This is a genomic window from Pseudomonas sp. PDM26 (assembly GCF_019219185.1).
Taxonomy (GTDB): domain Bacteria; phylum Pseudomonadota; class Gammaproteobacteria; order Pseudomonadales; family Pseudomonadaceae; genus Aquipseudomonas.
This window is the reverse complement of the sequence record NZ_JAHUWC010000010.1, coordinates 263,929-286,155: the sequence shown is the minus strand read 5'-3', so window position 1 is coordinate 286,155 and position 22,227 is coordinate 263,929. Positions and strand designations below refer to the sequence as shown.

Sequence of the window (22,227 nt, the reverse complement as noted above, 5' to 3'; positions counted from 1 at the left end):
CTGTTTTGCCCGCTCTCTGCTCCGCCAGGAGGAAAGGCCTTGAAAGACCTACTGAATTTGCTGAAAAACCAGGGTCAAGTCGAAGAGTTCGACGCCATCCGTATCGGATTGGCATCGCCTGAGATGATCCGTTCGTGGTCGTTCGGTGAAGTTAAAAAGCCGGAAACCATCAACTACCGTACGTTCAAACCTGAGCGTGACGGCCTGTTCTGCGCCAAGATCTTTGGCCCGGTAAAGGATTACGAGTGCCTGTGCGGTAAGTACAAGCGCTTGAAGCACCGTGGTGTGATCTGCGAGAAGTGCGGCGTTGAAGTCGCGCTGGCAAAAGTTCGTCGTGAGCGCATGGCGCACATCGAACTGGCCTCGCCAGTTGCCCACATCTGGTTCCTGAAATCGCTGCCGTCCCGTATCGGCTTGCTGATGGACATGACCCTGCGTGATATCGAACGCGTTCTCTACTTCGAGAGCTACGTCGTTATCGATCCAGGCATGACCACCCTTGAAAAAGGTCAGCTGCTCAACGATGAGCAGTACTTCGAAGCGCTGGAAGAGTTCGGCGACGATTTCGATGCCCGCATGGGTGCCGAAGCTGTCCGCGAACTGCTGCACGCTATCGACCTGGAGCACGAGATTGGTCGTCTGCGCGAAGAGATTCCGCAAACCAACTCCGAAACCAAGATCAAGAAGCTGTCCAAGCGTCTGAAGTTGATGGAAGCCTTCCAGGGTTCCGGCAACCTGCCAGAGTGGATGGTGCTGACCGTTCTGCCGGTTCTGCCGCCAGATCTGCGTCCACTGGTCCCGCTGGATGGCGGTCGCTTCGCGACTTCCGACCTCAACGATCTGTATCGTCGAGTGATCAACCGTAACAACCGCTTGAAGCGCCTGCTCGATCTGTCCGCTCCGGACATCATCGTGCGCAACGAAAAGCGTATGTTGCAGGAAGCTGTCGACGCACTGCTCGACAACGGTCGTCGTGGCCGCGCTATCACCGGTTCCAACAAGCGTCCTCTGAAATCCCTGGCTGACATGATCAAGGGTAAGCAGGGTCGTTTCCGTCAGAACTTGCTCGGTAAGCGTGTTGACTACTCCGGCCGTTCGGTAATTACCGTAGGTCCGACCCTGCGTCTGCATCAGTGCGGTCTGCCGAAAAAAATGGCTCTCGAGCTGTTCAAGCCGTTCATTTTCGGCAAGCTTGAAATGCGTGGTCTCGCTACCACCATCAAGGCTGCCAAGAAGATGGTCGAGCGCGAGCTGCCGGAAGTTTGGGACGTTCTCGCTGAAGTGATTCGCGAACACCCGGTTCTTCTCAACCGTGCACCGACCCTTCACCGTCTGGGTATCCAGGCATTTGAACCGGTACTGATCGAAGGTAAGGCTATCCAGCTGCACCCTCTGGTCTGTGCTGCGTACAACGCCGACTTCGACGGCGACCAAATGGCCGTGCACGTACCGCTGACGCTGGAAGCCCAGCTCGAAGCGCGTGCGTTGATGATGTCGACCAACAACATTCTGTCGCCAGCCAACGGTGAGCCAATCATCGTTCCGTCGCAGGACGTTGTATTGGGTCTGTACTACATGACTCGTGAAGCGATCAACGCCAAGGGCGAAGGTCGTGTGTTCGCGGATCTGCAGGAAGTTGACCGTGTGTTCCGTGCCGGCGAAGCCGCACTGCACGCCAAGGTCAAGGTGCGGATCAACGAAACCGTCAATGACCGTGATGGCGGCAGCGTGAGCAACACCCGTATCGTCGACACCACTGTCGGCCGTGCTCTGTTGTTCCAGGTTGTGCCAAAAGGCCTGTCGTACGACGTCGTCAACCTGCCGATGAAGAAAAAGGCGATCTCCAAGCTGATCAACCAGTGCTACCGCGTGGTTGGTTTGAAAGAGACCGTTATTTTCGCTGACCAGTTGATGTACACCGGTTTTGCTTACTCGACCATTTCCGGCGTTTCCATCGGTGTTAACGACTTCGTTATCCCGGATGAGAAAGCCCGCATCATCGCGGCTGCAACCGATGAAGTGAAAGAGATCGAAAGTCAGTACGCCTCGGGCCTGGTAACTCAGGGCGAGAAGTACAACAAAGTAATCGACCTTTGGTCGAAAGCGAACGACGAAGTCTCCAAGGCAATGATGTCGAACCTCTCGAAAGAGAAGGTTATCGACCGTCACGGCAACGAAGTCGACCAAGAGTCTTTCAACTCGATGTACATGATGGCTGACTCGGGTGCGCGGGGTTCCGCAGCACAGATCCGTCAGCTGGCCGGTATGCGTGGTCTGATGGCCAAGCCGGACGGCTCCATCATCGAAACGCCGATTACTGCGAACTTCCGTGAAGGTTTGAGCGTACTTCAGTACTTCATCTCCACTCACGGTGCTCGTAAGGGTCTTGCGGATACTGCGTTGAAAACCGCTAACTCCGGTTACTTGACGCGTCGTCTGGTAGACGTTGCGCAGGATCTGGTTGTGACCGAAGTTGACTGCGGGACCGAACACGGTCTGCTGATGACTCCGCACATCGAAGGCGGTGACGTTGTAGAGCCGTTGGGTGAGCGCGTATTGGGTCGTGTTATCGCCCGTGACGTATTCAAGCCGGGTACCGAGGACGTCATCGTTCCTGCCGGCACCCTGGTAGACGAGAAGTGGGTCGAGTTCATCGAGCTCAACAGCATCGACGAAGTGATCGTGCGTTCGCCGATCAGCTGCGAAACCCGCTTCGGTATTTGCGCCAAGTGCTACGGCCGTGACTTGGCTCGTGGTCACCAGGTGAACATCGGTGAAGCGGTCGGCGTTATCGCTGCCCAGTCCATCGGTGAGCCGGGTACCCAGCTGACAATGCGTACGTTCCACATCGGTGGTGCGGCAAGCCGGACCTCCGCAGCCGACAGCGTTCAGGTGAAGAATGGCGGTACCGTCCGTCTGCATAACCTGAAGCACGTTGAGCGAGTGGATGGTTGCCTGGTTGCTGTGTCCCGTTCCGGTGAGCTGGCCATCGCTGACGACTTCGGTCGTGAGCGCGAGCGTTACAAGCTGCCGTACGGTGCCGTGATTTCGGTTAAAGAAGGTGACAAGGTCGAAGCTGGCGCCATCGTGGCCAAGTGGGATCCGCACACTCACCCAATCGTTACCGAAATGAAAGGTACCGTGACCTACGTGGGCATGGAAGAAGGCATCACGATCAAGCGTCAGACTGACGAATTGACCGGTATGACCAACATTGAAGTACTCGACGCCAAAGATCGTCCAGCTGCCGGTAAGGACATCCGTCCTGCCGTGAAGATGGTTGATGACAACGGCAAGGATCTGTTGCTGCCAGGCACTGACGTTATCGCTCAGTACTTCCTGCCAGCCAACGCCCTGGTCGGTGTAGCGGATGGTGCGAAGATCGCGATCGGTGATGTTATCGCTCGTATCCCGCAAGAGACTTCGAAAACTCGCGACATCACCGGTGGTCTGCCGCGTGTTGCCGACTTGTTCGAAGCCCGTCGTCCGAAAGAAGCGTCGATTCTGGCTGAAGTCAGCGGCACCATCGCGTTCGGTAAAGAAACCAAAGGCAAGCGCCGTCTGGTTATCACACCGAACGACGGTACCGATCCGTATGAAGAGCTGATTCCGAAGTGGCGTCACCTGAACGTGTTCGAAGGCGAACAGGTAAACCGCGGCGAAGTTATCTCCGACGGTCCGAGCGATCCACACGACATCCTGCGTCTGCTGGGTGTGAGTGCGCTGGCAAAGTACATCGTCAACGAGATCCAGGACGTTTACCGTCTGCAAGGCGTGAAGATCAACGACAAGCACATCGAGACCATCCTGCGTCAGATGCTGCGTAAAGTTGAGATCGCTGAATCCGGCGATTCCAGTTTCATCAAGGGCGACCAGATGGAATTGACTCACGTTCTGGTAGAGAACGAGCGTCTGAGCGGCGAAGACAAGTTTGTCTCCAAGTTCACTCGCGTTCTGCTGGGTATCACCAAGGCGTCGTTGTCCACCGAATCGTTCATCTCGGCGGCTTCCTTCCAGGAAACCACTCGCGTACTGACCGAAGCGGCGGTAACCGGCAAGCGCGATTACCTGCGCGGCCTGAAAGAAAACGTGGTCGTGGGTCGTCTGATCCCGGCCGGTACCGGTCTGGCTTATCACAGCGAGCGTAAGCGCCGCCGTGATGCAGACAAGCCGTTGCGCGTAAGCGCCAGTGAAGTGGAAGCTGCACTGACCGAAGCGCTGAACTCGAGCGGTAACTGAGTTCTGCGGTAAATGAGTGTGAGGCCCTGGTCGCTCCGTTCATCGAATCGAGACAATTTGTCGAGATTGGATGAGCGGGGAGGGCGGGGCCTTGCCTTGACTGGGGGCAAGATCCTCTTTAGACTCTTGTACCCCTAAATTTGGCGGGAACTCGTTCCTGCCATTTTGCTTTTCTTGCAAGACAATAGCGTCGCAAGACAACAGTGGAGCTAGTAGATGGCAACTATCAACCAGCTGGTACGTCAGCCGCGTAAGCGTATCGTCGAGAAATCCGACGTGCCTGCGCTGCAGAACTGCCCGCAACGCCGTGGCGTGTGCACCCGTGTGTACACCACCACGCCGAAAAAACCTAACTCGGCACTGCGTAAAGTATGCCGTGTGCGTCTGACCAACGGTTTCGAGGTTTCCTCGTACATCGGCGGTGAAGGCCACAACCTGCAAGAACACAGCGTGGTACTGATCCGCGGCGGTCGTGTAAAAGACTTGCCAGGTGTTCGTTACCACACCGTTCGCGGTTCGTTGGATACTTCCGGTGTTAAAGGTCGTAACCAGGGTCGTTCGAAGTACGGTACCAAGCGTCCGAAGTAATCGGCCGTTTTGCAGTTTTTCATTTTATTGAGTCGATAAGAGTAAGGTCGGGCACGCATCCATAGGAGCTGTCCCGGGCTAACCTGAAGACCGTTTGAGGGCTTATCAATGCCAAGACGTCGCGTAGCAGCCAAGCGTGAGATTCTGGACGATCCGAAATACGGAAGCCAAATCCTCGCCAAATTCATGAACCACGTAATGGAAAGCGGCAAGAAAGCCGTTGCCGAGCGTATCGTTTATGGTGCCCTGGATACCGTGAAGGCTCGTAAGGCCGGCACCGATCCCCTGGAACTCTTCGAAAAAGCACTCGACGCCATCGCTCCGCTGGTCGAAGTGAAGTCGCGCCGCGTTGGTGGTGCTACTTACCAGGTTCCGGTCGAGGTTCGTCCTTCCCGTCGTAACGCTCTGGCAATGCGCTGGTTGGTAGACTACGCCCGCAAGCGCGGCGAGAAGTCTATGGCTCTGCGTTTGGCTGGCGAACTGTTGGACGCTGCCGAAGGTAAAGGTGCTGCAGTTAAGAAGCGTGAAGACGTTCACCGTATGGCTGAAGCCAACAAGGCTTTCTCGCACTACCGCTTCTAATTTTAGCGTCACTCATTTTGCGAGGGCTTTATGGCTCGTACAACACCGATTAATCGCTACCGTAACATTGGTATCGTTGCACACGTGGATGCTGGTAAAACCACCACCACTGAGCGCGTCCTTTTTTACACTGGCAAAAGTCACAAGATGGGCGAGGTGCATGACGGCGCCGCGACCACAGACTGGATGGTGCAGGAGCAGGAGCGTGGTATTACCATTACTTCTGCTGCCATTACCGCCTTCTGGCAGGGTTCTGCGAAGCAGCACAAGGACCAGTACCGTTTCAACGTCATCGATACCCCGGGCCACGTAGACTTCACTATTGAAGTTGAGCGTTCCCTGCGCGTACTCGACGGCGCGGTCGTTGTGTTCTGTGGTACTTCCGGCGTTGAGCCTCAGTCCGAAACCGTATGGCGTCAAGCCAACAAGTACGGTGTTCCACGTATCGTTTACGTGAACAAGATGGACCGTGCCGGTGCGAACTTCCTGCGTGTGATCGCTCAGATCAAGCAGCGTCTGGGTCACACTCCGGTACCTATCCAGTTGGCTATCGGTTCCGAAGACAACTTCCAGGGTCAGATCGATCTGATGACCATGGAAGCGGTTTACTGGAACGATGCCGACAAGGGCATGACCCCTCGTCGTGAAGCCATCCCTGCTGAACTGCAGGAGCTGGCTGAAGAGTGGCGCAACAACATGGTTGAGGCTGCGGCCGAAGCCAGCGAAGAGCTGATGAACAAGTACCTTGAAGGTGAAGAACTCACCATCGAGGAAATCAAGGGTGCTCTGCGTCAGCGTACTATCGCTGGTGAGATCGTTCTGGCTGTTTGCGGTTCTTCCTTCAAGAACAAGGGTGTTCCCCTGGTTCTCGACGCCGTTATCGACTACCTGCCGGCTCCAACCGACATTCCTGCCATCAAGGGTACCGACCCGGATGACGAGGAAAAGCAAATGGAGCGTCATGCAGACGACAACGAGCCGTTCTCGGCTCTGGCGTTCAAGATCGCTACCGACCCATTCGTGGGTACTTTGACTTTCGTCCGTGTTTACTCGGGCGTGTTGGCCTCCGGCGACGGCGTGATCAACTCGGTCAAAGGCAAGAAAGAGCGCGTGGGCCGTATGGTGCAGATGCACGCAAACGCCCGTGAAGAGATCAAGGAAGTGCGCGCTGGTGACATCGCGGCCTTGATCGGCATGAAGGACGTCACCACTGGTGAAACCTTGTGCAACGCTGACAAGCCAATCATCCTGGTTCGCATGGACTTCCCGGAGCCGGTTATTTCGGTTGCCGTTGAGCCTAAGACCAAGGATGACCAGGAAAAAATGGGTATCGCTCTGGGCAAGCTTGCTCAGGAAGACCCGTCTTTCCGCGTCAAGACTGATGAAGAGACTGGTCAAACGATCATCTCTGGCATGGGCGAGTTGCACCTGGACATCCTGGTTGACCGGATGCGCCGTGAGTTCAACGTCGAAGCCAACATCGGCAAGCCTCAGGTTTCGTATCGTGAGCGCATCACGAAGAACTGCGAAATCGAAGGCAAGTTCGTTCGTCAGTCCGGTGGTCGTGGCCAGTTCGGCCATTGCTGGATCCGTTTTGCTCCTGCTGACGAAGGTCAGGAAGGTCTGCAATTCGTGAACGAAGTAGTGGGTGGTGTGGTTCCTAAGGAATACATCCCGGCTATCCAGAAGGGTATCGAAGAGCAGATGAAGAACGGCGTTGTTGCCGGCTATCCGCTGATCGGCCTGAAGGCTACCGTGTTTGATGGTTCTTACCACGACGTCGACTCGAACGAGATGGCGTTTAAGGTGGCTGCTTCCATGGCGACCAAGCAACTGGCCCAGAAGGGCGGTGGTGAGTTGCTCGAGCCGATCATGGCGGTAGAGGTTGTTACGCCTGAAGACTATATGGGTGACGTGATGGGCGACCTTAACCGTCGTCGCGGCATGATTCTGGGTATGGAAGACACGGTCTCCGGCAAGGTGATCCGTGCTGAAGTTCCGTTGGGCGAGATGTTCGGTTATGCGACCGACGTTCGTTCGATGTCCCAGGGTCGCGCAAGCTACTCTATGGAATTCAAAAAATACAATACAGCTCCGTCGCACATCGTCGAAACTGTAACCAAAAAACAAGGCTGATTCAGTCCTTTAGGCAAGGAGTTAATTGTCGTGGCTAAAGAAAAATTTGATCGTTCCCTACCGCACGTCAACGTTGGCACCATCGGTCACGTTGACCACGGTAAAACCACTCTGACCGCAGCTCTGACTCGCGTTTGCTCCGAAGTTTTCGGTTCTGCAATCGTTGATTTCGATAAAATCGACAGCGCTCCAGAAGAAAAAGCTCGTGGTATCACCATCAACACCGCGCACGTCGAGTACAACTCGAAGATCCGTCACTACGCTCACGTTGACTGCCCAGGTCACGCTGACTATGTGAAGAACATGATCACCGGTGCTGCCCAGATGGACGGTGCGATCCTGGTTTGCTCGGCCGCTGATGGTCCGATGCCACAAACCCGTGAGCACATCCTGCTGTCCCGTCAGGTAGGCGTTCCGTACATCGTGGTTTTCCTGAACAAGGCTGACCTGGTAGACGACGCTGAGCTGCTGGAACTGGTCGAGATGGAAGTTCGCGACCTGCTGTCCACCTACGACTTCCCGGGCGATGACACTCCAATCATCATCGGTTCGGCTCGTATGGCGCTGGAAGGCAAAGACGACAACGAAATGGGCACCACTGCCGTTCGTAAACTGGTTGAGACTCTGGACAGCTACATCCCAGAACCAGAGCGTGCTATCGACAAGCCATTCCTGATGCCAATCGAAGACGTATTCTCGATCTCGGGTCGTGGTACTGTTGTGACCGGTCGTATCGAGCGCGGTATCGTTCGCGTTCAGGATGCACTGGAAATCGTTGGTCTGCGTGACACCACCACCACCACCTGCACCGGTGTTGAAATGTTCCGCAAGCTGCTCGACGAAGGTCGTGCTGGCGAGAACTGCGGCGTTCTGCTGCGTGGTACCAAGCGTGACGACGTTGAGCGTGGCCAGGTTCTGGTTAAGCCGGGTTCGGTTAAGCCGCACACCAAGTTCACCGCAGAAGTTTACGTTCTGAGCAAGGAAGAAGGCGGTCGTCACACTCCGTTCTTCAAAGGCTACCGTCCACAGTTCTACTTCCGTACTACTGACGTGACTGGTAACTGCCAGCTGCCAGAAGGCGTTGAAATGGTAATGCCAGGTGATAACATCCAGATGGAAGTTACCCTGATCAAGACCATCGCAATGGAAGACGGCCTGCGTTTCGCTATCCGTGAAGGCGGTCGTACCGTCGGCGCTGGCGTCGTAGCCAAAATCATCGAGTAAGCATCTCTTTTGAGATAGCTTCGATGCTTTGAAAAGCCCCCGCTCAGCGGGGGCTTTTTTATTGGGTTGACACCTATCTGGGGCGTCTATAGAATTGCGCCTCCTTTTAACGGGCGTATTGCGCTCGCTGGGAATAGCAGCCGGAGTCTGAAATCCAATGCAAAATCAGCAAATCCGTATCAGGTTGAAGGCTTTTGACCATCGCCTGATCGACCAATCCACCCAGGAAATCGTGGAAACCGCGAAACGTACTGGTGCACAAGTGCGTGGTCCAATTCCACTGCCTACCCGTAAAGAACGGTTCACCGTTCTGGTCTCCCCGCACGTCAACAAAGACGCGCGTGACCAGTACGAGATCCGTACTCATAAGCGCGTACTGGACATCGTCCAGCCAACGGATAAAACCGTTGATGCACTTATGAAGCTTGATCTGGCGGCCGGTGTGGAAGTACAGATCAGCCTCGGCTAAGACTCGGTCTTAGTCGTGTAACGCTCTGAAATGGGCGGCCATAGCGGGTGAAAGCCCCGTACACTCATGAGGTTTACAACATGACTATTGGTGTAGTCGGTCGTAAATGCGGTATGACCCGTATTTTCACCGAAGAAGGTGTCTCCATTCCGGTCACGGTCATTGAGATCGAGCCGAATCGCGTCACCCAGTTCAAAACTGAAGAGACCGATGGCTATCGTGCAGTGCAAGTCACTGTCGGCGAGCGTCGTGCTTCGCGTGTAACAGCAGCTCAGGCTGGCCACTTCGCTAAAGCGAACGTTGCCGCTGGTCGTACCGTAATGGAATTCCGCCTTGAAGAAGGCGAGTACCAGGCCGGCGATCTGATCAACGCTGAAATCTTCGCCGCTGGTCAACTGGTTGATGTAACCGGTCAGTCCAAGGGTAAAGGCTTCCAGGGTACGATCAAGCGTTGGAATTTCCGCGGGCAAGATAACACCCACGGTAACTCCGTATCCCACCGCGTTCCAGGCTCTATCGGCCAGTGCCAGACTCCTGGTCGTGTATTCAAGGGCAAAAAAATGTCCGGTCATATGGGCGCTGAGCGCGTGACCGTGCAGTCCCTCGAAGTAGTGCGCGTGGACGCTGAACGCAATCTGTTGTTGGTCAAGGGCGCTGTTCCTGGCGCTACTGGCGGCAACTTGGTTGTACGTCCAGCAGCCAAGGCTCGCGGTTAAGGGGAAGCTGACATGCAATTAAATGTAAATGACGCTCAAGCGATCGAAGTTTCCGAACTGACATTTGGCGGCGAGTTCAACGAGACGCTGGTTCACCAAGCAGTCGTGGCCTACATGGCCGGCGGCCGTCAAGGTAGCAAGCAGCAAAAGACCCGTTCCGACGTTCGTGGTGGCGGTAAGCGCCCATGGCGTCAGAAAGGTACTGGCCGTGCTCGTGCCGGTACTATCCGTAGCCCAATCTGGCGTGGCGGCGGTACCACTTTCGCAGCTCGTCCTCAGGATCACTCCCAGAAGCTGAACAAGAAGATGTATCGCGCAGCAATGCGTTCCATCCTTGCTGAGCTGGTGCGTACTGATCGTCTGGTCGTGGTTCAGGATTTCGCCGTTGAAACGCCGAAAACCAAAGACCTGCTGGGCAAGCTGAACAACATGAGCCTGACCGACGTTCTGATCGTGTCGGACGCTGTTGATCAGAACCTGTACCTGGCTGCTCGTAACCTGCCACACGTTGATGTGCGTGACGTGCAAGGTTCCGATCCAGTTAGTCTGATCGCATACGACAAGGTGTTGATCACCGTGTCGGCCGTGAAGAAATTCGAGGAGCTGCTGGGATGAACCAGGAACGCGTATTTAAAGTTCTGCTTGGCCCGCACGTTTCCGAGAAGGCTACGGTTCTGGCAGACAAGAAAGGCCAGTTCGTTTTCAAGGTTGCTACTGATGCAACCAAGCTGGAAATCAAGAAGGCCGTCGAAAGCCTGTTCAGCGTGAAAGTAGAGCGTGTTACTACCCTGAATGTTCTGGGTAAGAGCAAGCGCACTGCTCGCGGTCTGGGCAAGCGTAATGACTGGAAGAAGGCAGTTATCTCCCTTCAGCCAGGCCAAGATCTCGATTTCAGCAGCAGTGCTGAGTAAGGAAGGGGTGCATCATGGCAATCGTTAAATGCAAACCGACTTCCCCTGGCCGCCGTTTTGTGGTCAAGGTGGTCAACCAGGAGCTGCATAAAGGCACTCCTCACGCACCGCTGCTCGAGAAAAAATCGAAGACTGGTGGTCGTAACAACAATGGCCGTATTACTACCCGTCATATCGGTGGTGGTCATAAGCAGCATTATCGTATGGTCGATTTCCGTCGCAACGACAAAGATGGCATCGTCGCCACTGTCGAGCGTATCGAATACGATCCAAACCGTACTGCTCACATCGCACTGCTGTGCTACGCAGACGGCGAGCGCCGCTACATCATCGCCCCTAAAGGCGTGAGTGCTGGCGACCAGCTGATCGCAGGCGCACTGGCTCCAATCAAGCCAGGCAACGCTCTGCAACTGCGCAACATTCCAGTCGGTTCCACCGTACACGGCATCGAACTGAAGCCGGGTAAAGGCGCACAGATCGCTCGTTCCGCTGGTGCTTCGGCTCAGCTGATCGCTCGTGAAGGCGTTTACGTGACCCTGCGTCTGCGTTCCGGTGAAATGCGTAAAGTCCTGGCTGAATGCCGTGCGACCCTGGGCGAAGTCTCGAACTCCGAGCACAGCTTGCGTTCGCTGGGTAAAGCTGGTGCCAAACGCTGGCGTGGCGTTCGCCCAACCGTTCGTGGTGTTGCCATGAACCCGGTTGACCACCCACATGGTGGTGGTGAAGGTCGTACCTCTGGTGGTCGTCATCCGGTATCGCCATGGGGCTTCCCGACTAAGGGCGCGAAGACTCGTGGTAATAAGCGTACCGACAAAATGATCGTCCGTCGTCGCAAGTAAATAGAGGGATACGACAGTGCCACGTTCTCTGAAAAAAGGTCCTTTTATCGATCTTCACCTACTGAAGAAGATCGAAGTGGCGGCGGAAAAGAACGATCGCAAACCGGTGAAAACCTGGTCGCGTCGTTCGATGATCCTGCCACAAATGGTCGGTCTGACCATCGCAGTACACAACGGTCGTCAGCACGTCCCAGTTCTCGTGAACGAAGACATGGTCGGCCACAAACTGGGCGAGTTCGCCGGTACCCGCACTTATCGCGGGCACGTGGCAGACAAGAAAGCCAAGCGTTAAGGGGTTAGGAAATGGAAGTAGCCGCTAAGTTGTCGGGCGCTCGAATCTCCGCCCAGAAAGCCCGCTTGGTCGCCGACCAGATCCGCGGGAAGAAGGTGGGCGAAGCGCTCAACCTGTTGGCTTTCAGCAGTAAGAAAGCCGCCGAGATCATGAAGAAAGTGCTGGAGTCGGCCGTAGCCAACGCCGAGCATAACGAAGGCGCAGACGTTGATGACCTGAAGGTCAGCACCGTTTTCGTCAACGAAGGGCGTTCGCTGAAGCGCATCATGCCACGTGCCAAAGGCCGTGCTGATCGCATCGTCAAGCGGTCTTGCCATATCACTGTCAAGGTTGCTGACAAGTAACGGAGTCGAAGAGATGGGTCAGAAAGTACATCCCATTGGCATTCGCCTGGGAATCGTCAAGGAGCACACCTCCGTCTGGTACGCAGACGGTCGGACTTATGCGGACTATTTGCTCGCAGATCTGAAGGTGCGTGAGTATCTCCAAGACAAACTAAAAAGCGCGTCCGTAAGCCGTATCGATATCCATCGTCCGGCCCAAACTGCACGTATCACCATCCACACCGCTCGTCCAGGTATCGTTATCGGGAAGAAAGGTGAAGATGTTGAGAAACTGCGTCAGGACCTGACCAAGCAAATGGGTGTGCCTGTGCACATCAATATCGAAGAGATCCGCAAGCCGGAGCTCGACGGTATGCTGGTTGCGCAGAGCGTAGCTCAGCAGCTGGAGCGTCGTGTAATGTTCCGTCGCGCTATGAAGCGCGCTGTACAGAACGCCATGCGCATTGGTGCCAAAGGCATCAAAATCCAAGTGAGCGGTCGTCTCGGCGGTGCTGAAATCGCACGTACTGAATGGTATCGCGAAGGTCGTGTGCCATTGCACACCCTGCGTGCCGACATCGACTATGCCAACTACGAAGCTCACACCACTTACGGTGTGATCGGTGTAAAGGTTTGGATCTTCAAAGGCGAAGTAATTGGTGGTCGCCAAGAAGAACTGAAACCACAAGCACCAGCGCCTCGTAAAAAAGCTGCTAAGTAAGGGGTACGCCAAATGTTGCAACCAAAGCGTACGAAGTTCCGCAAGCAGATGACAGGCCACAACCGTGGTCTGGCTCAGCGCGGTAGCAAAGTCAGCTTCGGCGAGTTCGCGCTGAAGTCTGTAGCTCGTGGTCGTCTCACCGCTCGTCAGATCGAGTCAGCGCGTCGTGCACTGACCCGTCACGTTAAACGTGGCGGCAAGATCTGGATCCGTGTATTCCCGGACAAGCCGATCTCCAAAAAACCTCTCGAGGTTCGGATGGGTAAAGGTAAGGGTAACGTGGAATACTGGGTAGCCCAGATTCAGCCAGGCAAAGTCCTGTATGAAATCGAGGGTGTAACTGAAGAGCTGGCGCGTGAGGCTTTTGCCCTGGCTGCTGCAAAGCTGCCGCTCGCCACCGCCTTTGTTAAACGGACGGTGATGTGATGAAAGCGAATGAACTTCGTGAAAAATCCGCACAGCAGCTGAACGAGCAACTGCTCGGCTTGCTGCGCGACCAGTTCAATCTGCGTATGCAGAAAGCAACTGGCCAGTTGGGGCAGTCTCATCTGCTCTCGCAAGTTAAGCGTGACATCGCTCGCGTGAAGACTGTGCTCAACCAGCAGGCAGGTAAGTAATCATGGCTGAAGCCGAAAAAACTGTCCGTACGCTGACTGGCCGTGTTGTCAGCGACAAGATGGACAAAACCATCACCGTTCTGATCGAGCGTCGCGTTAAGCACCCGATCTACGGTAAATACGTTAAGCGTTCGACTAAGCTGCACGCGCACGACGAAACCAATCAGTGCCACATCGGCGACAAAGTCACTATTCGTGAAACTCGTCCTTTGGCCAAGACCAAGTCTTGGGCGTTGGTTGATGTTCTCGAACGCGCTGTGGAAGTCTAAGGACTAGGGGTCGGAGAAATTATATGATTCAGACTCAATCCATGCTCGATGTGGCCGATAACAGCGGCGCTCGCCGTGTTATGTGCATCAAGGTGCTGGGTGGCTCCCATCGTCGTTACGCTGGTATCGGTGACATCATCAAGGTTACCGTGAAGGAAGCAATTCCTCGCGGTAAAGTGAAAAAAGGCCAAGTGATGACTGCTGTTGTAGTCCGCACTCGTCACGGCGTACGTCGTGCTGATGGCTCCATTATCCGCTTTGATGGCAACGCTGCTGTTCTTCTGAACAACAAGCAAGAGCCGATCGGCACCCGTATCTTTGGGCCAGTGACCCGTGAACTTCGTACTGAGAAGTTCATGAAGATCGTCTCGCTCGCCCCAGAAGTGCTGTAAGGAGATCCGACATGCAAAAGATTCGTCGTGACGACGAGATCATCGTGATCGCCGGCAAAGACAAAGGTAAGCGCGGTAAGGTGCTTAAGGTTCTCGCTAACAACCGTTTGGTTATTGGCGGTCTGAACCTGGTCAAGCGTCATACCAAGCCTAACCCGATGTCGGGCGTACAGGGCGGTATCGTCGAAAAAGAAGCTCCGCTGGATGCTTCTAACGTCGCCATTTTCAACGGCGAAACCAACAAGGCTGACCGCGTTGGTTTCAAAGTAGAAGACGGCAAGAAAATTCGTGTCTTCAAGTCGACCCAAAAAGCGGTTGATGCTTGAACACTGCTAGGTAGATGAGACCATGGCACGACTAAAAGAGATTTACCGGAAGGAAATCGCTCCGAAACTTAAGGAAGAACTTAAGCTTTCGAACGTGATGGAAGTTCCGCGCGTTACCAAAATCACCCTGAACATGGGTCTGGGCGAAGCGATCGGCGACAAAAAAGTCATCGAGCACGCTGTTGCCGACCTGGAAAAGATCACCGGCCAGAAAGTCGTTGTGACCTACGCTCGCAAATCCATCGCTGGCTTTAAAGTCCGTGAAGGTTGGCCGATCGGCGTCAAAGTGACCCTGCGCCGTGAGCGTATGTACGAGTTCCTGGATCGTCTGCTGTCGATCTCCCTGCCTCGGGTTCGCGACTTCCGCGGCCTGAATGCCAAGTCCTTCGATGGTCGTGGCAACTACAGCATGGGCGTGAAAGAGCAGATCATCTTCCCGGAAATCGACTACGACAAGATCGATGCTCTCCGCGGTCTGGACATCACCCTGACCACCACTGCCAAGAACGATGATGAAGGCCGCGCTCTGCTGCGTGCGTTCAAATTCCCGTTCCGCAACTGATTGGAGTAGGACCATGGCCAAGATGAGCATGAAAAACCGCGAGCTGAAGCGTCAGCTCACGGTTGCCAAGTACGCCAAGAAGCGTGCAGCACTGAAAGCTATCATCGTTGATCTGAACGCAAGTCCAGAAGCGCGTTGGGAAGCTACAGTAGCCCTGCAGAAGCAGCCACGTGACGCAAGCGCTTCGCGCATGCGTAACCGCTGCCGCCTGACCGGTCGTCCACACGGCGTTTACCGCAAGTTCGGCCTCGGCCGTAACAAGCTGCGTGAAGCTGCCATGCGTGGTGACGTACCGGGTCTGGTTAAAGCCAGCTGGTAAGTACTGTCAAAGTCTCGGTGTCCAGGATCGCAAGATCCTGACCATCGGTGGCCTTGAATCTGGATCAAGCCCCTTTTGGGGCTTGATTCATTTCCGGGGTGTGTCTAGAATACCCGGCTCGCCTGAGCCCGTGTTTTTCATGCTCGGAGATTCTCGGCGACACGTAATAGCCGCAAGGCTAATTTTTTTGTATTAGGAGCGTCTAGCCCATGAGTATGCAGGACCCGTTAGCGGACATGCTAACTCGTATCCGTAATGCCCAGATGGCTGAAAAGTCCGTCGTAAGCATGCCATCTTCCACGTTGAAGGTAGCTGTTGCCAAAGTCCTGAAGGACGAAGGTTACATTGCGGGTTATCAGATCAGCAGCGAAATCAAACCACTGCTGTCCATCGAGCTGAAGTACTTCGAAGGCCGTCCGGTTATCGAAGAAGTGAAGCGCGTTAGCCGTCCAGGCCTGCGTCAGTACAAGTCCGTCGATGATCTGCCAAAAGTTCGTGGCGGTCTCGGTGTGTCTATCGTCTCCACCAACAAGGGTGTGATGACTGATCGTGCTGCGCGCGCTGCCGGTGTCGGCGGCGAAGTTCTTTGCACTGTGTTCTAAGGGGGGATAAGCATGTCACGCGTCGCTAAGAACCCCGTTAAGCTGCCAGCCGGCGTCGAAGTAAAATTCGCAGGCCAACAGCTTTCGGTGAAGGGTGCCAAGGGTACTCTTGAACTGAACATCCATTCGTCCGTTGAGATCGTTGAAGAAGCCGGTGAGCTGCGTTTCGCTGCTCGCAATGGCGATCAACAGACTCGCGCAATGGCTGGTACCACTCGTGCGTTGGTAAACAACATGGTCCAAGGCGTAAGCCAAGGCTTCGAGCGCAAGCTCCAGCTGGTCGGTGTTGGTTACAAAGCGCAAGCAAAAGGCACAGTGCTGAACCTGGCTCTTGGCTTCTCGCACCCAGTGGATTACGAACTGCCGGAAGGCATCACCGCTGAGACTCCTAGCCAGACCGATATCCTGATCAAGGGCATCGACAAGCAGCTGGTAGGTCAAGTGGCCGCCGAGATCCGCGACTTCCGTCCACCAGAGCCGTACAAAGGCAAAGGTGTGCGCTACGCGGACGAAGTCGTCCGTCGTAAAGAAGCCAAGAAGAAGTAGGGCATAGCAAATGACCGACAAAAAAGTTACTCGACTGCGTCGCGCTCGCAAAGCACGCCTGAAAATGCACGAACTCGAAGTCGTGCGTCTCTGCGTGTTCCGCTCTTCGCAGCACATCTACGCCCAGGTCATTTCGGCCGACGGCAACAAAGTCCTGGCAAGCGCCTCGACTTTGGATAAAGAACTGCGTGATGGTGCCACCGGCAACATCGACGCGGCCACTAAGGTTGGCCAGCTGGTCGCTACGCGTGCTAAGGCCGCTGGCGTCTCGCAAGTGGCTTTCGACCGCTCTGGCTTCAAGTACCACGGCCGCGTTAAAGCGCTGGCTGATGCTGCTCGTGAAGCTGGGCTGGAGTTCTAAGTTATGTCAAATAACGACCAAAAGCGCGACGAAGGCTACATCGAGAAGCTGGTTCAAGTTAACCGCGTAGCCAAAACCGTTAAAGGCGGCCGTATCTTCACTTTCACCGCGTTGACCGTGGTTGGTGATGGTAAGGGCCGTGTTGGCTTCGGCCGTGGCAAGTCGCGTGAAGTGCCTGCTGCGATCCAGAAGGCAATGGAAGCTGCTCGCCGCAACATGATCCAGGTTGATCTGAACGGCACCACTCTGCAGTACGCAATGAAGTCCGCTCACGGCGCTTCGAAGGTGTACATGCAGCCTGCTTCTGAAGGTACCGGTATCATCGCTGGCGGCGCTATGCGTGCTGTCCTCGAAGTTGCTGGCGTTCAGAACGTTCTGGCCAAGTGCTACGGCTCGACTAACCCGGTAAACGTGGTTCACGCCACTTTCAAGGGTTTGAAAGCAATGCAGTCTCCTGAATCCATTGCCGCCAAGCGTGGCAAAAGCGTCAAGGAGATCTTCTGATCATGGCTACCGTAAAAGTAACGCTGATCAAAAGCATGACCGGCCGCATCCCTAACCACAAACTGTGCGTTAAGGGTCTGGGTCTGCGTCGCATCGGTCACACTGTAGAAGTCCTGGATACTCCCGAGAATCGCGGGATGATCAACAAGGCTTACTACATGCTGCGTGTCGAGGGTTAATCGATGAAACTCAATGATCTGAGTCCAGCGCCGGGTTCCCGTCGCGAAAAGCATCGTCCGGGCCGTGGTATCGGTAGCGGTTTGGGTAAGACTGGTGGCCGTGGTCACAAAGGTCAGACCTCCCGCTCCGGTGGCACCATTGCTCCAGGCTTTGAAGGCGGTCAACAGCCGCTGCATCGTCGCCTGCCGAAGTTCGGTTTCGTTTCCCTGAAAGCCATGGACCGCGCAGAAGTGCGTCTGTCCGAGCTGGCTAAAGTGGAAGGCGACATCGTCACCGTGCAGTCCCTGAAAGATGCCAACGTGATCAACGTCAACGTACAGCGTGTGAAAATCATGCTGTCCGGTGAAGTGACTCGCGCTGTCACTATCGGCAAGGGAATCGGCGCCACCAAAGGTGCGCGTGCGGCTATCGAAGCAGCTGGCGGCAAGTTCGAGGAATAAATGGCTAAGCAAGGTGCTCTCTCTGCGCTCGGCAAAGGCGGTATGTCTGAACTCTGGGCTCGTCTGCGTTTTCTGTTCCTGGCGATTATCGTCTACCGAATAGGCGCACACATCCCGGTTCCAGGTATCAACCCGGACCGACTCGCGGACCTGTTTCGACAGAATGAGGGGACCATTCTTAGCTTGTTCAACATGTTTTCCGGCGGCGCGCTGGAACGGATGAGCATTTTTGCACTGGGGATCATGCCGTACATCTCGGCATCGATCATCATGCAGCTGATGACCGCCGTCAGCCCGCAGCTGGAGCAGTTGAAGAAGGAAGGTGAAGCTGGCCGTCGCAAGATCAGCCAGTACACCCGCTACGGCACTGTCGTCCTCGCTCTCGTCCAGGCCATTGGCATGTCCATTGGCCTGGCGGGGCAGGGCGTTGCGTTCACTGGTGACTTTGGCTTCCATTTCGTCGCGGTATCCACGTTTGTGGCTGGTGCGATGTTCATGATGTGGCTGGGTGAGCAGATTACTGAGCGTGGTGTTGGCAACGGTATCTCGATGTTGATTTTTTCGGGTATCGTCGCCGGTCTTCCGAGAGCGATCGGGCAGTCTTTCGAGTCTGCACGTCAGGGTGATATCAACATCTTCGCCCTGGTTGCCATCGGTTTGCTGGCAGTAGCGATTATCGGTTTCGTGGTGTTCATTGAGCGTGGTCAGCGTCGTATCGCTGTTCATTACGCCAAGCGTCAGCAGGGCCGCAAGGTCTTCGCTGCGCAGACCAGCCACTTGCCGCTGAAGGTGAACATGGCCGGTGTTATTCCGGCTATTTTCGCGAGCAGCATTTTGCTGTTCCCGGCTTCGTTGGGTGCCTGGTTCGGTCAGTCTGAAGGTATGGGCTGGTTGCAGGACATCTCGCAGTCGATCGCTCCTGGTCAGCCGTTGAATATTCTGCTGTTTAGTGCAGGGATTATTTTCTTCTGCTTCTTCTATACGGCGTTGATGTTCAATCCGAAAGACGTAGCGGAAAACCTGAAGAAGTCCGGTGCCTTTATTCCGGGCATCCGTCCAGGTGAGCAGTCTGCGCGCTACATTGATGGCGTTCTGACTCGCTTGACCATGTTCGGTGCTCTTTACATGACGGCCGTCTGCCTGTTGCCCCAGTTCCTGGTGGTTGCAGCCAACGTACCGTTCTACCTTGGCGGGACCTCGTTGCTGATCGTCGTCGTGGTTGTGATGGACTTCATGTCCCAAGTACAATCGCACCTCGTTTCGCACCAGTACGAATCCCTGATGAAGAAAGCCAACCTGAAGGGTTACGGCAGCGGCATGCTGCGCTGACCCATAAGGTTCGAGGAGTTGGTGATGAAAGTTCGTGCATCGGTGAAAAAGCTGTGCCGTAACTGCAAGATTATTCGCCGCGAAGGTGTTGTTCGAGTAATTTGCAGCGCGGAACCGCGTCACAAACAGCGCCAAGGCTGAGTGTGATTGTGCTTCAAGCCCGGCAGCTAGTGCGCTGCCGGGTTGATTATTTGTTATTACAGCGATATTATCTCGCGCCCTATTTCTTGGCTTCCGGGGCGTAGGTAGCTGTCAATTGGAGTCCCACTGAATGGCCCGTATTGCAGGCGTTAACATTCCAGATAACAAGCATACTGTTATCTCGCTGACCTACATCTATGGTGTTGGTCGCACTACTGCACAGAAAATTTGTGCAGAGACTGGGGTAAACCCAGCAGCAAAGATCAAAGATCTGAGCGACGAGCAAATTGAACAGCTGCGTGGCGAAGTGGCGAAGTTCACCACTGAAGGTGACCTGCGTCGCGAAATCAACATGAAAATCAAGCGCTTGATGGACCTCGGTTGCTATCGCGGTCTGCGTCATCGTCGCGGTCTTCCAGTACGCGGTCAGCGTACCAAGACCAACGCGCGTACCCGTAAAGGTCCGCGTAAGCCGATCCGCAAGTAATCGCCCCAGCGAATCGACAGGAAAATTATCATGGCAAAACCTGCTGCTCGTCCTCGTAAAAAAGTTAAAAAGACAGTGGTTGATGGCATCGCCCACATCCATGCATCTTTTAACAACACCATCGTGACCATCACCGACCGTCAAGGTAACGCGCTTTCTTGGGCTACCTCCGGTGGTTCGGGTTTCCGCGGTTCCCGCAAGTCCACCCCGTTTGCTGCTCAAGTAGCTGCTGAACGTGCTGGTCAAGCTGCGCTGGAATACGGCCTGAAAAACCTCGACGTTAACGTCAAAGGTCCAGGTCCAGGTCGTGAGTCTGCTGTCCGTGCTTTGAACGGCTGTGGCTATAAGATCGCCAGCATCACCGACGTGACGCCAATCCCGCACAACGGGTGCCGTCCGCCGAAGAAGCGCCGCGTGTAATCCAGGAGATTGTAAAGAATGGCTCGTTACATTGGTCCAAAATGCAAACTCGCTCGTCGCGAAGGCACCGATCTCTTCCTGAAGAGCGGCGTGCGCGCGATCGAATCGAAGTGCAATATTGAAGCAGCACCTGGTATCCACGGCCAACGCCGCGGTCGCCAGTCCGACTACGGCACCCAACTGCGTGAAAAGCAGAAGGTCCGTCGTATCTACGGCGTTCTCGAGCGTCAATTCAGCGGCTACTACAAAGAAGCTGCTGGCAAGAAAGGTGCAACCGGTGAAAACCTGCTGCAGCTGCTCGAATGCCGTCTGGACAACGTTGTATACCGTATGGGCTTTGGTTCGACTCGTGCCGAATCCCGTCAGCTGGTATCGCACAAGTCGATCAGCGTAAACGGTCAGACCGTTAACGTTCCGTCCTACCAGGTTCGTGCTGGTGACGTGGTCGCTGTTCGCGAGAAAGCAAAAAATCAACTTCGCATTGTCCAAGCTCTCGATCTGTGTGCCCAACGTGGCCGCGTAGAATGGGTAGAAGTAGACACTGAGAAGAAGTCGGGCGTTTTCAAGAACGTTCCAGCTCGCAGTGATCTGTCCGCCGACATCAACGAAAGCCTGATTGTCGAGCTCTACTCCAAGTAAGGGCTAGAAAATAGGTGCATCCATGCAGATTTCGGTAAATGAGTTCCTGACACCCCGCCACATTGATGTGCAGGTTGTCAGTCCAACCCGCGCCAAGATCACTCTCGAGCCTCTCGAGCGTGGTTTTGGCCATACCCTGGGCAACGCGCTGCGCCGCATCCTGTTGTCCTCAATGCCCGGCTGTGCAGTAGTCGAGGCCGAGATTGACGGTGTGCTCCACGAGTACAGCGCCATCGAAGGTGTACAGGAAGACGTCATTGAAATCCTGTTGAACCTTAAAGGTCTGGCTATCAAGCTGCACGGTCGTGACGAAGTTACGCTGACCTTGTCGAAGAAGGGTTCGGGGGTGGTTACCGCTGCCGATATTCAGCTGGATCATGATGTCGAGATCGTTAATCCCGATCACGTAATCGCTAACCTGGCGTCTAACGGCGCCCTGAACATGAAGCTCGTAGTAGCTCGTGGTCGTGGTTATGAACCGGCAGACTCGCGTCAGAGCGATGAAGACGAAAGCCGCAGCATCGGTCGCTTGCAGCTTGACTCTTCGTTCAGCCCGGTTCGCCGTATCGCTTACGTGGTGGAAAACGCCCGTGTCGAGCAGCGTACTAACCTGGACAAGCTGGTTATTGATCTGGAAACCAACGGTACTCTGGATCCTGAAGAGGCAATTCGCCGCGCTGCAACCATCCTGCAACAGCAGTTGGCTGCGTTCGTCGACCTCAAGGGTGACAGTGAGCCAGTGGTTGTCGAGCAGGAAGACGAGATCGATCCGATCCTGCTTCGCCCGGTTGACGATCTGGAACTGACTGTACGTTCGGCTAACTGCCTTAAGGCGGAAAACATCTACTACATCGGCGACCTGATTCAGCGTACCGAAGTAGAGCTGTTGAAGACTCCGAACCTGGGCAAGAAATCCTTGACTGAAATCAAGGACGTTCTGGCCTCCCGCGGTCTGTCCCTCGGCATGCGCCTCGACAACTGGCCGCCTGCAAGTCTTAAGAAGGACGACAAGGCGACTGCCTGATCGTCGTAATCACCGAACGTAGTGTTTGG

32 protein-coding genes are annotated in these 22,227 nt (G+C 55.1%); all 32 read left to right on the top strand.

Features of this window, described 5'->3' with window-relative positions:
• Positions 1–39: 39 nt before the first annotated feature.
• The 32 genes from rpoC to rpoA all read left to right on the top strand — a co-directional run bounded on the left by rpoC (position 40) and on the right by rpoA (position 22,198).
• The gene (rpoC, locus tag KW849_RS20650) at positions 40–4,239 is read left to right on the top strand and encodes a DNA-directed RNA polymerase subunit beta' (RefSeq protein ID WP_108218342.1); all 4,200 of its coding nucleotides are present in this window, start codon (positions 40–42) and stop codon (positions 4,237–4,239) included.
• A gap of 216 nt (positions 4,240–4,455) precedes the next feature.
• Positions 4,456–4,827 (top strand): 30S ribosomal protein S12, encoded by a 372-nt coding sequence (gene rpsL / locus KW849_RS20645; protein WP_003186084.1) that lies wholly within the window; start codon positions 4,456–4,458, stop codon positions 4,825–4,827.
• A gap of 108 nt (positions 4,828–4,935) precedes the next feature.
• A complete protein-coding gene (rpsG, locus tag KW849_RS20640) occupies positions 4,936–5,409 on the top strand; it encodes a 30S ribosomal protein S7 (RefSeq protein WP_007994653.1) in 474 nt (157 codons plus the stop codon).
• A 30-nt stretch (positions 5,410–5,439) separates the two neighbouring features.
• Positions 5,440–7,545, top strand: coding sequence for an elongation factor G (fusA, locus tag KW849_RS20635; RefSeq protein ID WP_007994652.1), 2,106 nt, complete (start codon positions 5,440–5,442; stop codon positions 7,543–7,545).
• Positions 7,546–7,575: 30 nt separating this feature from the next.
• Positions 7,576–8,769 carry an elongation factor Tu gene (gene tuf / locus KW849_RS20630; protein WP_008053875.1) on the top strand — a complete coding sequence of 398 codons (1,194 nt, stop codon included), beginning with the start codon at positions 7,576–7,578 and terminating at the stop codon, positions 8,767–8,769.
• A gap of 157 nt (positions 8,770–8,926) precedes the next feature.
• Positions 8,927–9,238 carry a 30S ribosomal protein S10 gene (gene rpsJ, locus KW849_RS20625; protein ID WP_003186070.1) on the top strand — a complete coding sequence of 104 codons (312 nt, stop codon included), beginning with the start codon at positions 8,927–8,929 and terminating at the stop codon, positions 9,236–9,238.
• 80 nt (positions 9,239–9,318) lie between these two features.
• The gene (gene rplC / locus KW849_RS20620) at positions 9,319–9,954 is read left to right on the top strand and encodes a 50S ribosomal protein L3 (RefSeq protein WP_003186059.1); all 636 of its coding nucleotides are present in this window, start codon (positions 9,319–9,321) and stop codon (positions 9,952–9,954) included.
• A gap of 12 nt (positions 9,955–9,966) precedes the next feature.
• Positions 9,967–10,569: a 50S ribosomal protein L4 gene (gene rplD, locus KW849_RS20615; protein ID WP_003228735.1), complete on the top strand. Its 603-nt coding sequence runs from the start codon at positions 9,967–9,969 to the stop codon at positions 10,567–10,569.
• Positions 10,566–10,865 (top strand): 50S ribosomal protein L23, encoded by a 300-nt coding sequence (gene rplW / locus KW849_RS20610; protein ID WP_002555488.1) that lies wholly within the window; start codon positions 10,566–10,568, stop codon positions 10,863–10,865. The genes rplD and rplW overlap by 4 nt, the downstream gene beginning before the upstream one ends.
• 14 nt (positions 10,866–10,879) lie before the next feature.
• Positions 10,880–11,704: a 50S ribosomal protein L2 gene (gene rplB / locus KW849_RS20605; RefSeq protein WP_218431048.1), complete on the top strand. Its 825-nt coding sequence runs from the start codon at positions 10,880–10,882 to the stop codon at positions 11,702–11,704.
• A gap of 16 nt (positions 11,705–11,720) precedes the next feature.
• On the top strand, positions 11,721–11,996 hold the full coding sequence (gene rpsS / locus KW849_RS20600; protein ID WP_002555486.1) for a 30S ribosomal protein S19: 276 nt from the start codon (positions 11,721–11,723) through the stop codon (positions 11,994–11,996).
• An 11-nt stretch (positions 11,997–12,007) separates the two neighbouring features.
• Positions 12,008–12,340: a 50S ribosomal protein L22 gene (gene rplV, locus KW849_RS20595; RefSeq protein WP_003103908.1), complete on the top strand. Its 333-nt coding sequence runs from the start codon at positions 12,008–12,010 to the stop codon at positions 12,338–12,340.
• 13 nt (positions 12,341–12,353) lie between these two features.
• On the top strand, positions 12,354–13,040 hold the full coding sequence (gene rpsC / locus KW849_RS20590) for a 30S ribosomal protein S3 (protein ID WP_008065719.1): 687 nt from the start codon (positions 12,354–12,356) through the stop codon (positions 13,038–13,040).
• Positions 13,041–13,052: 12 nt separating this feature from the next.
• Complete coding sequence (gene rplP / locus KW849_RS20585; RefSeq protein ID WP_003232424.1) at positions 13,053–13,466, top strand: 50S ribosomal protein L16; 414 nt, start codon at positions 13,053–13,055, stop codon at positions 13,464–13,466.
• The gene (rpmC, locus tag KW849_RS20580; RefSeq protein ID WP_002555481.1) at positions 13,466–13,657 is read left to right on the top strand and encodes a 50S ribosomal protein L29; all 192 of its coding nucleotides are present in this window, start codon (positions 13,466–13,468) and stop codon (positions 13,655–13,657) included. Before rplP ends, rpmC begins: the two co-directional genes overlap by 1 nt.
• A gap of 2 nt (positions 13,658–13,659) precedes the next feature.
• Complete coding sequence (gene rpsQ, locus KW849_RS20575; protein WP_003176419.1) at positions 13,660–13,926, top strand: 30S ribosomal protein S17; 267 nt, start codon at positions 13,660–13,662, stop codon at positions 13,924–13,926.
• 23 nt (positions 13,927–13,949) lie between these two features.
• Positions 13,950–14,318: a 50S ribosomal protein L14 gene (gene rplN / locus KW849_RS20570; protein WP_002555479.1), complete on the top strand. Its 369-nt coding sequence runs from the start codon at positions 13,950–13,952 to the stop codon at positions 14,316–14,318.
• An 11-nt stretch (positions 14,319–14,329) separates the two neighbouring features.
• Complete coding sequence (gene rplX / locus KW849_RS20565; protein WP_003176416.1) at positions 14,330–14,644, top strand: 50S ribosomal protein L24; 315 nt, start codon at positions 14,330–14,332, stop codon at positions 14,642–14,644.
• Between the two features lie 22 nt (positions 14,645–14,666).
• Complete coding sequence (gene rplE, locus KW849_RS20560) at positions 14,667–15,206, top strand: 50S ribosomal protein L5 (RefSeq protein WP_003210069.1); 540 nt, start codon at positions 14,667–14,669, stop codon at positions 15,204–15,206.
• A gap of 13 nt (positions 15,207–15,219) precedes the next feature.
• Entirely contained in the window at positions 15,220–15,525 is a 306-nt protein-coding gene (gene rpsN / locus KW849_RS20555) for a 30S ribosomal protein S14 (protein WP_003176414.1), read from the top strand.
• Positions 15,526–15,734: 209 nt separating this feature from the next.
• The gene (gene rpsH, locus KW849_RS20550) at positions 15,735–16,127 is read left to right on the top strand and encodes a 30S ribosomal protein S8 (protein WP_003186040.1); all 393 of its coding nucleotides are present in this window, start codon (positions 15,735–15,737) and stop codon (positions 16,125–16,127) included.
• A 12-nt stretch (positions 16,128–16,139) separates the two neighbouring features.
• The gene (gene rplF, locus KW849_RS20545) at positions 16,140–16,673 is read left to right on the top strand and encodes a 50S ribosomal protein L6 (RefSeq protein WP_003176412.1); all 534 of its coding nucleotides are present in this window, start codon (positions 16,140–16,142) and stop codon (positions 16,671–16,673) included.
• A 10-nt stretch (positions 16,674–16,683) separates the two neighbouring features.
• Entirely contained in the window at positions 16,684–17,034 is a 351-nt protein-coding gene (gene rplR, locus KW849_RS20540; protein WP_003186037.1) for a 50S ribosomal protein L18, read from the top strand.
• A 3-nt stretch (positions 17,035–17,037) separates the two neighbouring features.
• Positions 17,038–17,538 carry a 30S ribosomal protein S5 gene (rpsE, locus tag KW849_RS20535; RefSeq protein WP_003186035.1) on the top strand — a complete coding sequence of 167 codons (501 nt, stop codon included), beginning with the start codon at positions 17,038–17,040 and terminating at the stop codon, positions 17,536–17,538.
• A 2-nt stretch (positions 17,539–17,540) separates the two neighbouring features.
• Positions 17,541–17,717: a 50S ribosomal protein L30 gene (gene rpmD / locus KW849_RS20530; RefSeq protein WP_003186033.1), complete on the top strand. Its 177-nt coding sequence runs from the start codon at positions 17,541–17,543 to the stop codon at positions 17,715–17,717.
• A 3-nt stretch (positions 17,718–17,720) separates the two neighbouring features.
• On the top strand, positions 17,721–18,158 hold the full coding sequence (gene rplO, locus KW849_RS20525) for a 50S ribosomal protein L15 (protein ID WP_003228720.1): 438 nt from the start codon (positions 17,721–17,723) through the stop codon (positions 18,156–18,158).
• Positions 18,159–19,487 carry a preprotein translocase subunit SecY gene (gene secY / locus KW849_RS20520; protein ID WP_003228718.1) on the top strand — a complete coding sequence of 443 codons (1,329 nt, stop codon included), beginning with the start codon at positions 18,159–18,161 and terminating at the stop codon, positions 19,485–19,487.
• Positions 19,488–19,511: 24 nt separating this feature from the next.
• Positions 19,512–19,628 carry a 50S ribosomal protein L36 gene (rpmJ, locus tag KW849_RS20515; RefSeq protein ID WP_002555468.1) on the top strand — a complete coding sequence of 39 codons (117 nt, stop codon included), beginning with the start codon at positions 19,512–19,514 and terminating at the stop codon, positions 19,626–19,628.
• 130 nt (positions 19,629–19,758) lie between these two features.
• Complete coding sequence (rpsM, locus tag KW849_RS20510; protein ID WP_009045849.1) at positions 19,759–20,115, top strand: 30S ribosomal protein S13; 357 nt, start codon at positions 19,759–19,761, stop codon at positions 20,113–20,115.
• 30 nt (positions 20,116–20,145) lie between these two features.
• A complete protein-coding gene (gene rpsK, locus KW849_RS20505; RefSeq protein WP_002555466.1) occupies positions 20,146–20,535 on the top strand; it encodes a 30S ribosomal protein S11 in 390 nt (129 codons plus the stop codon).
• Between the two features lie 18 nt (positions 20,536–20,553).
• Positions 20,554–21,174, top strand: coding sequence for a 30S ribosomal protein S4 (gene rpsD, locus KW849_RS20500; RefSeq protein WP_003176404.1), 621 nt, complete (start codon positions 20,554–20,556; stop codon positions 21,172–21,174).
• Positions 21,175–21,196: 22 nt separating this feature from the next.
• A complete protein-coding gene (gene rpoA, locus KW849_RS20495) occupies positions 21,197–22,198 on the top strand; it encodes a DNA-directed RNA polymerase subunit alpha (RefSeq protein ID WP_007970428.1) in 1,002 nt (333 codons plus the stop codon).
• Positions 22,199–22,227: the final 29 nt, after the last annotated feature.

Excerpts from the sequence above, each read along its gene's own strand:
- rpsL (WP_003186084.1), top strand. The coding sequence starts at position 4,456 with ATGGCAACTATCAACCAGCTGGTACGTCAGCCGCGTAAGCGTATCGTC.
- rpsG (WP_007994653.1), top strand. The coding sequence starts at position 4,936 with ATGCCAAGACGTCGCGTAGCAGCCAAGCGTGAGATTCTGGACGATCCG.
- fusA (WP_007994652.1), top strand. The coding sequence starts at position 5,440 with ATGGCTCGTACAACACCGATTAATCGCTACCGTAACATTGGTATCGTT.
- rpsJ (WP_003186070.1), top strand. The coding sequence starts at position 8,927 with ATGCAAAATCAGCAAATCCGTATCAGGTTGAAGGCTTTTGACCATCGC.
- rplC (WP_003186059.1), top strand. The coding sequence starts at position 9,319 with ATGACTATTGGTGTAGTCGGTCGTAAATGCGGTATGACCCGTATTTTC.
- rplD (WP_003228735.1), top strand. The coding sequence starts at position 9,967 with ATGCAATTAAATGTAAATGACGCTCAAGCGATCGAAGTTTCCGAACTG.
- rplW (WP_002555488.1), top strand. The coding sequence starts at position 10,566 with ATGAACCAGGAACGCGTATTTAAAGTTCTGCTTGGCCCGCACGTTTCC.
- rplB (WP_218431048.1), top strand. The coding sequence starts at position 10,880 with ATGGCAATCGTTAAATGCAAACCGACTTCCCCTGGCCGCCGTTTTGTG.
- rplV (WP_003103908.1), top strand. The coding sequence starts at position 12,008 with ATGGAAGTAGCCGCTAAGTTGTCGGGCGCTCGAATCTCCGCCCAGAAA.
- rpsC (WP_008065719.1), top strand. The coding sequence starts at position 12,354 with ATGGGTCAGAAAGTACATCCCATTGGCATTCGCCTGGGAATCGTCAAG.
- rplP (WP_003232424.1), top strand. The coding sequence starts at position 13,053 with ATGTTGCAACCAAAGCGTACGAAGTTCCGCAAGCAGATGACAGGCCAC.
- rpmC (WP_002555481.1), top strand. The coding sequence starts at position 13,466 with ATGAAAGCGAATGAACTTCGTGAAAAATCCGCACAGCAGCTGAACGAG.
- rpsQ (WP_003176419.1), top strand. The coding sequence starts at position 13,660 with ATGGCTGAAGCCGAAAAAACTGTCCGTACGCTGACTGGCCGTGTTGTC.
- rplN (WP_002555479.1), top strand. The coding sequence starts at position 13,950 with ATGATTCAGACTCAATCCATGCTCGATGTGGCCGATAACAGCGGCGCT.
- rplX (WP_003176416.1), top strand. The coding sequence starts at position 14,330 with ATGCAAAAGATTCGTCGTGACGACGAGATCATCGTGATCGCCGGCAAA.
- rplE (WP_003210069.1), top strand. The coding sequence starts at position 14,667 with ATGGCACGACTAAAAGAGATTTACCGGAAGGAAATCGCTCCGAAACTT.
- rpsN (WP_003176414.1), top strand. The coding sequence starts at position 15,220 with ATGGCCAAGATGAGCATGAAAAACCGCGAGCTGAAGCGTCAGCTCACG.
- rpsH (WP_003186040.1), top strand. The coding sequence starts at position 15,735 with ATGAGTATGCAGGACCCGTTAGCGGACATGCTAACTCGTATCCGTAAT.
- rplF (WP_003176412.1), top strand. The coding sequence starts at position 16,140 with ATGTCACGCGTCGCTAAGAACCCCGTTAAGCTGCCAGCCGGCGTCGAA.
- rplR (WP_003186037.1), top strand. The coding sequence starts at position 16,684 with ATGACCGACAAAAAAGTTACTCGACTGCGTCGCGCTCGCAAAGCACGC.
- rpsE (WP_003186035.1), top strand. The coding sequence starts at position 17,038 with ATGTCAAATAACGACCAAAAGCGCGACGAAGGCTACATCGAGAAGCTG.
- rpmD (WP_003186033.1), top strand. The coding sequence starts at position 17,541 with ATGGCTACCGTAAAAGTAACGCTGATCAAAAGCATGACCGGCCGCATC.
- rplO (WP_003228720.1), top strand. The coding sequence starts at position 17,721 with ATGAAACTCAATGATCTGAGTCCAGCGCCGGGTTCCCGTCGCGAAAAG.
- secY (WP_003228718.1), top strand. The coding sequence starts at position 18,159 with ATGGCTAAGCAAGGTGCTCTCTCTGCGCTCGGCAAAGGCGGTATGTCT.
- rpmJ (WP_002555468.1), top strand. The coding sequence starts at position 19,512 with ATGAAAGTTCGTGCATCGGTGAAAAAGCTGTGCCGTAACTGCAAGATT.
- rpsM (WP_009045849.1), top strand. The coding sequence starts at position 19,759 with ATGGCCCGTATTGCAGGCGTTAACATTCCAGATAACAAGCATACTGTT.
- rpsK (WP_002555466.1), top strand. The coding sequence starts at position 20,146 with ATGGCAAAACCTGCTGCTCGTCCTCGTAAAAAAGTTAAAAAGACAGTG.
- rpsD (WP_003176404.1), top strand. The coding sequence starts at position 20,554 with ATGGCTCGTTACATTGGTCCAAAATGCAAACTCGCTCGTCGCGAAGGC.
- rpoA (WP_007970428.1), top strand. The coding sequence starts at position 21,197 with ATGCAGATTTCGGTAAATGAGTTCCTGACACCCCGCCACATTGATGTG.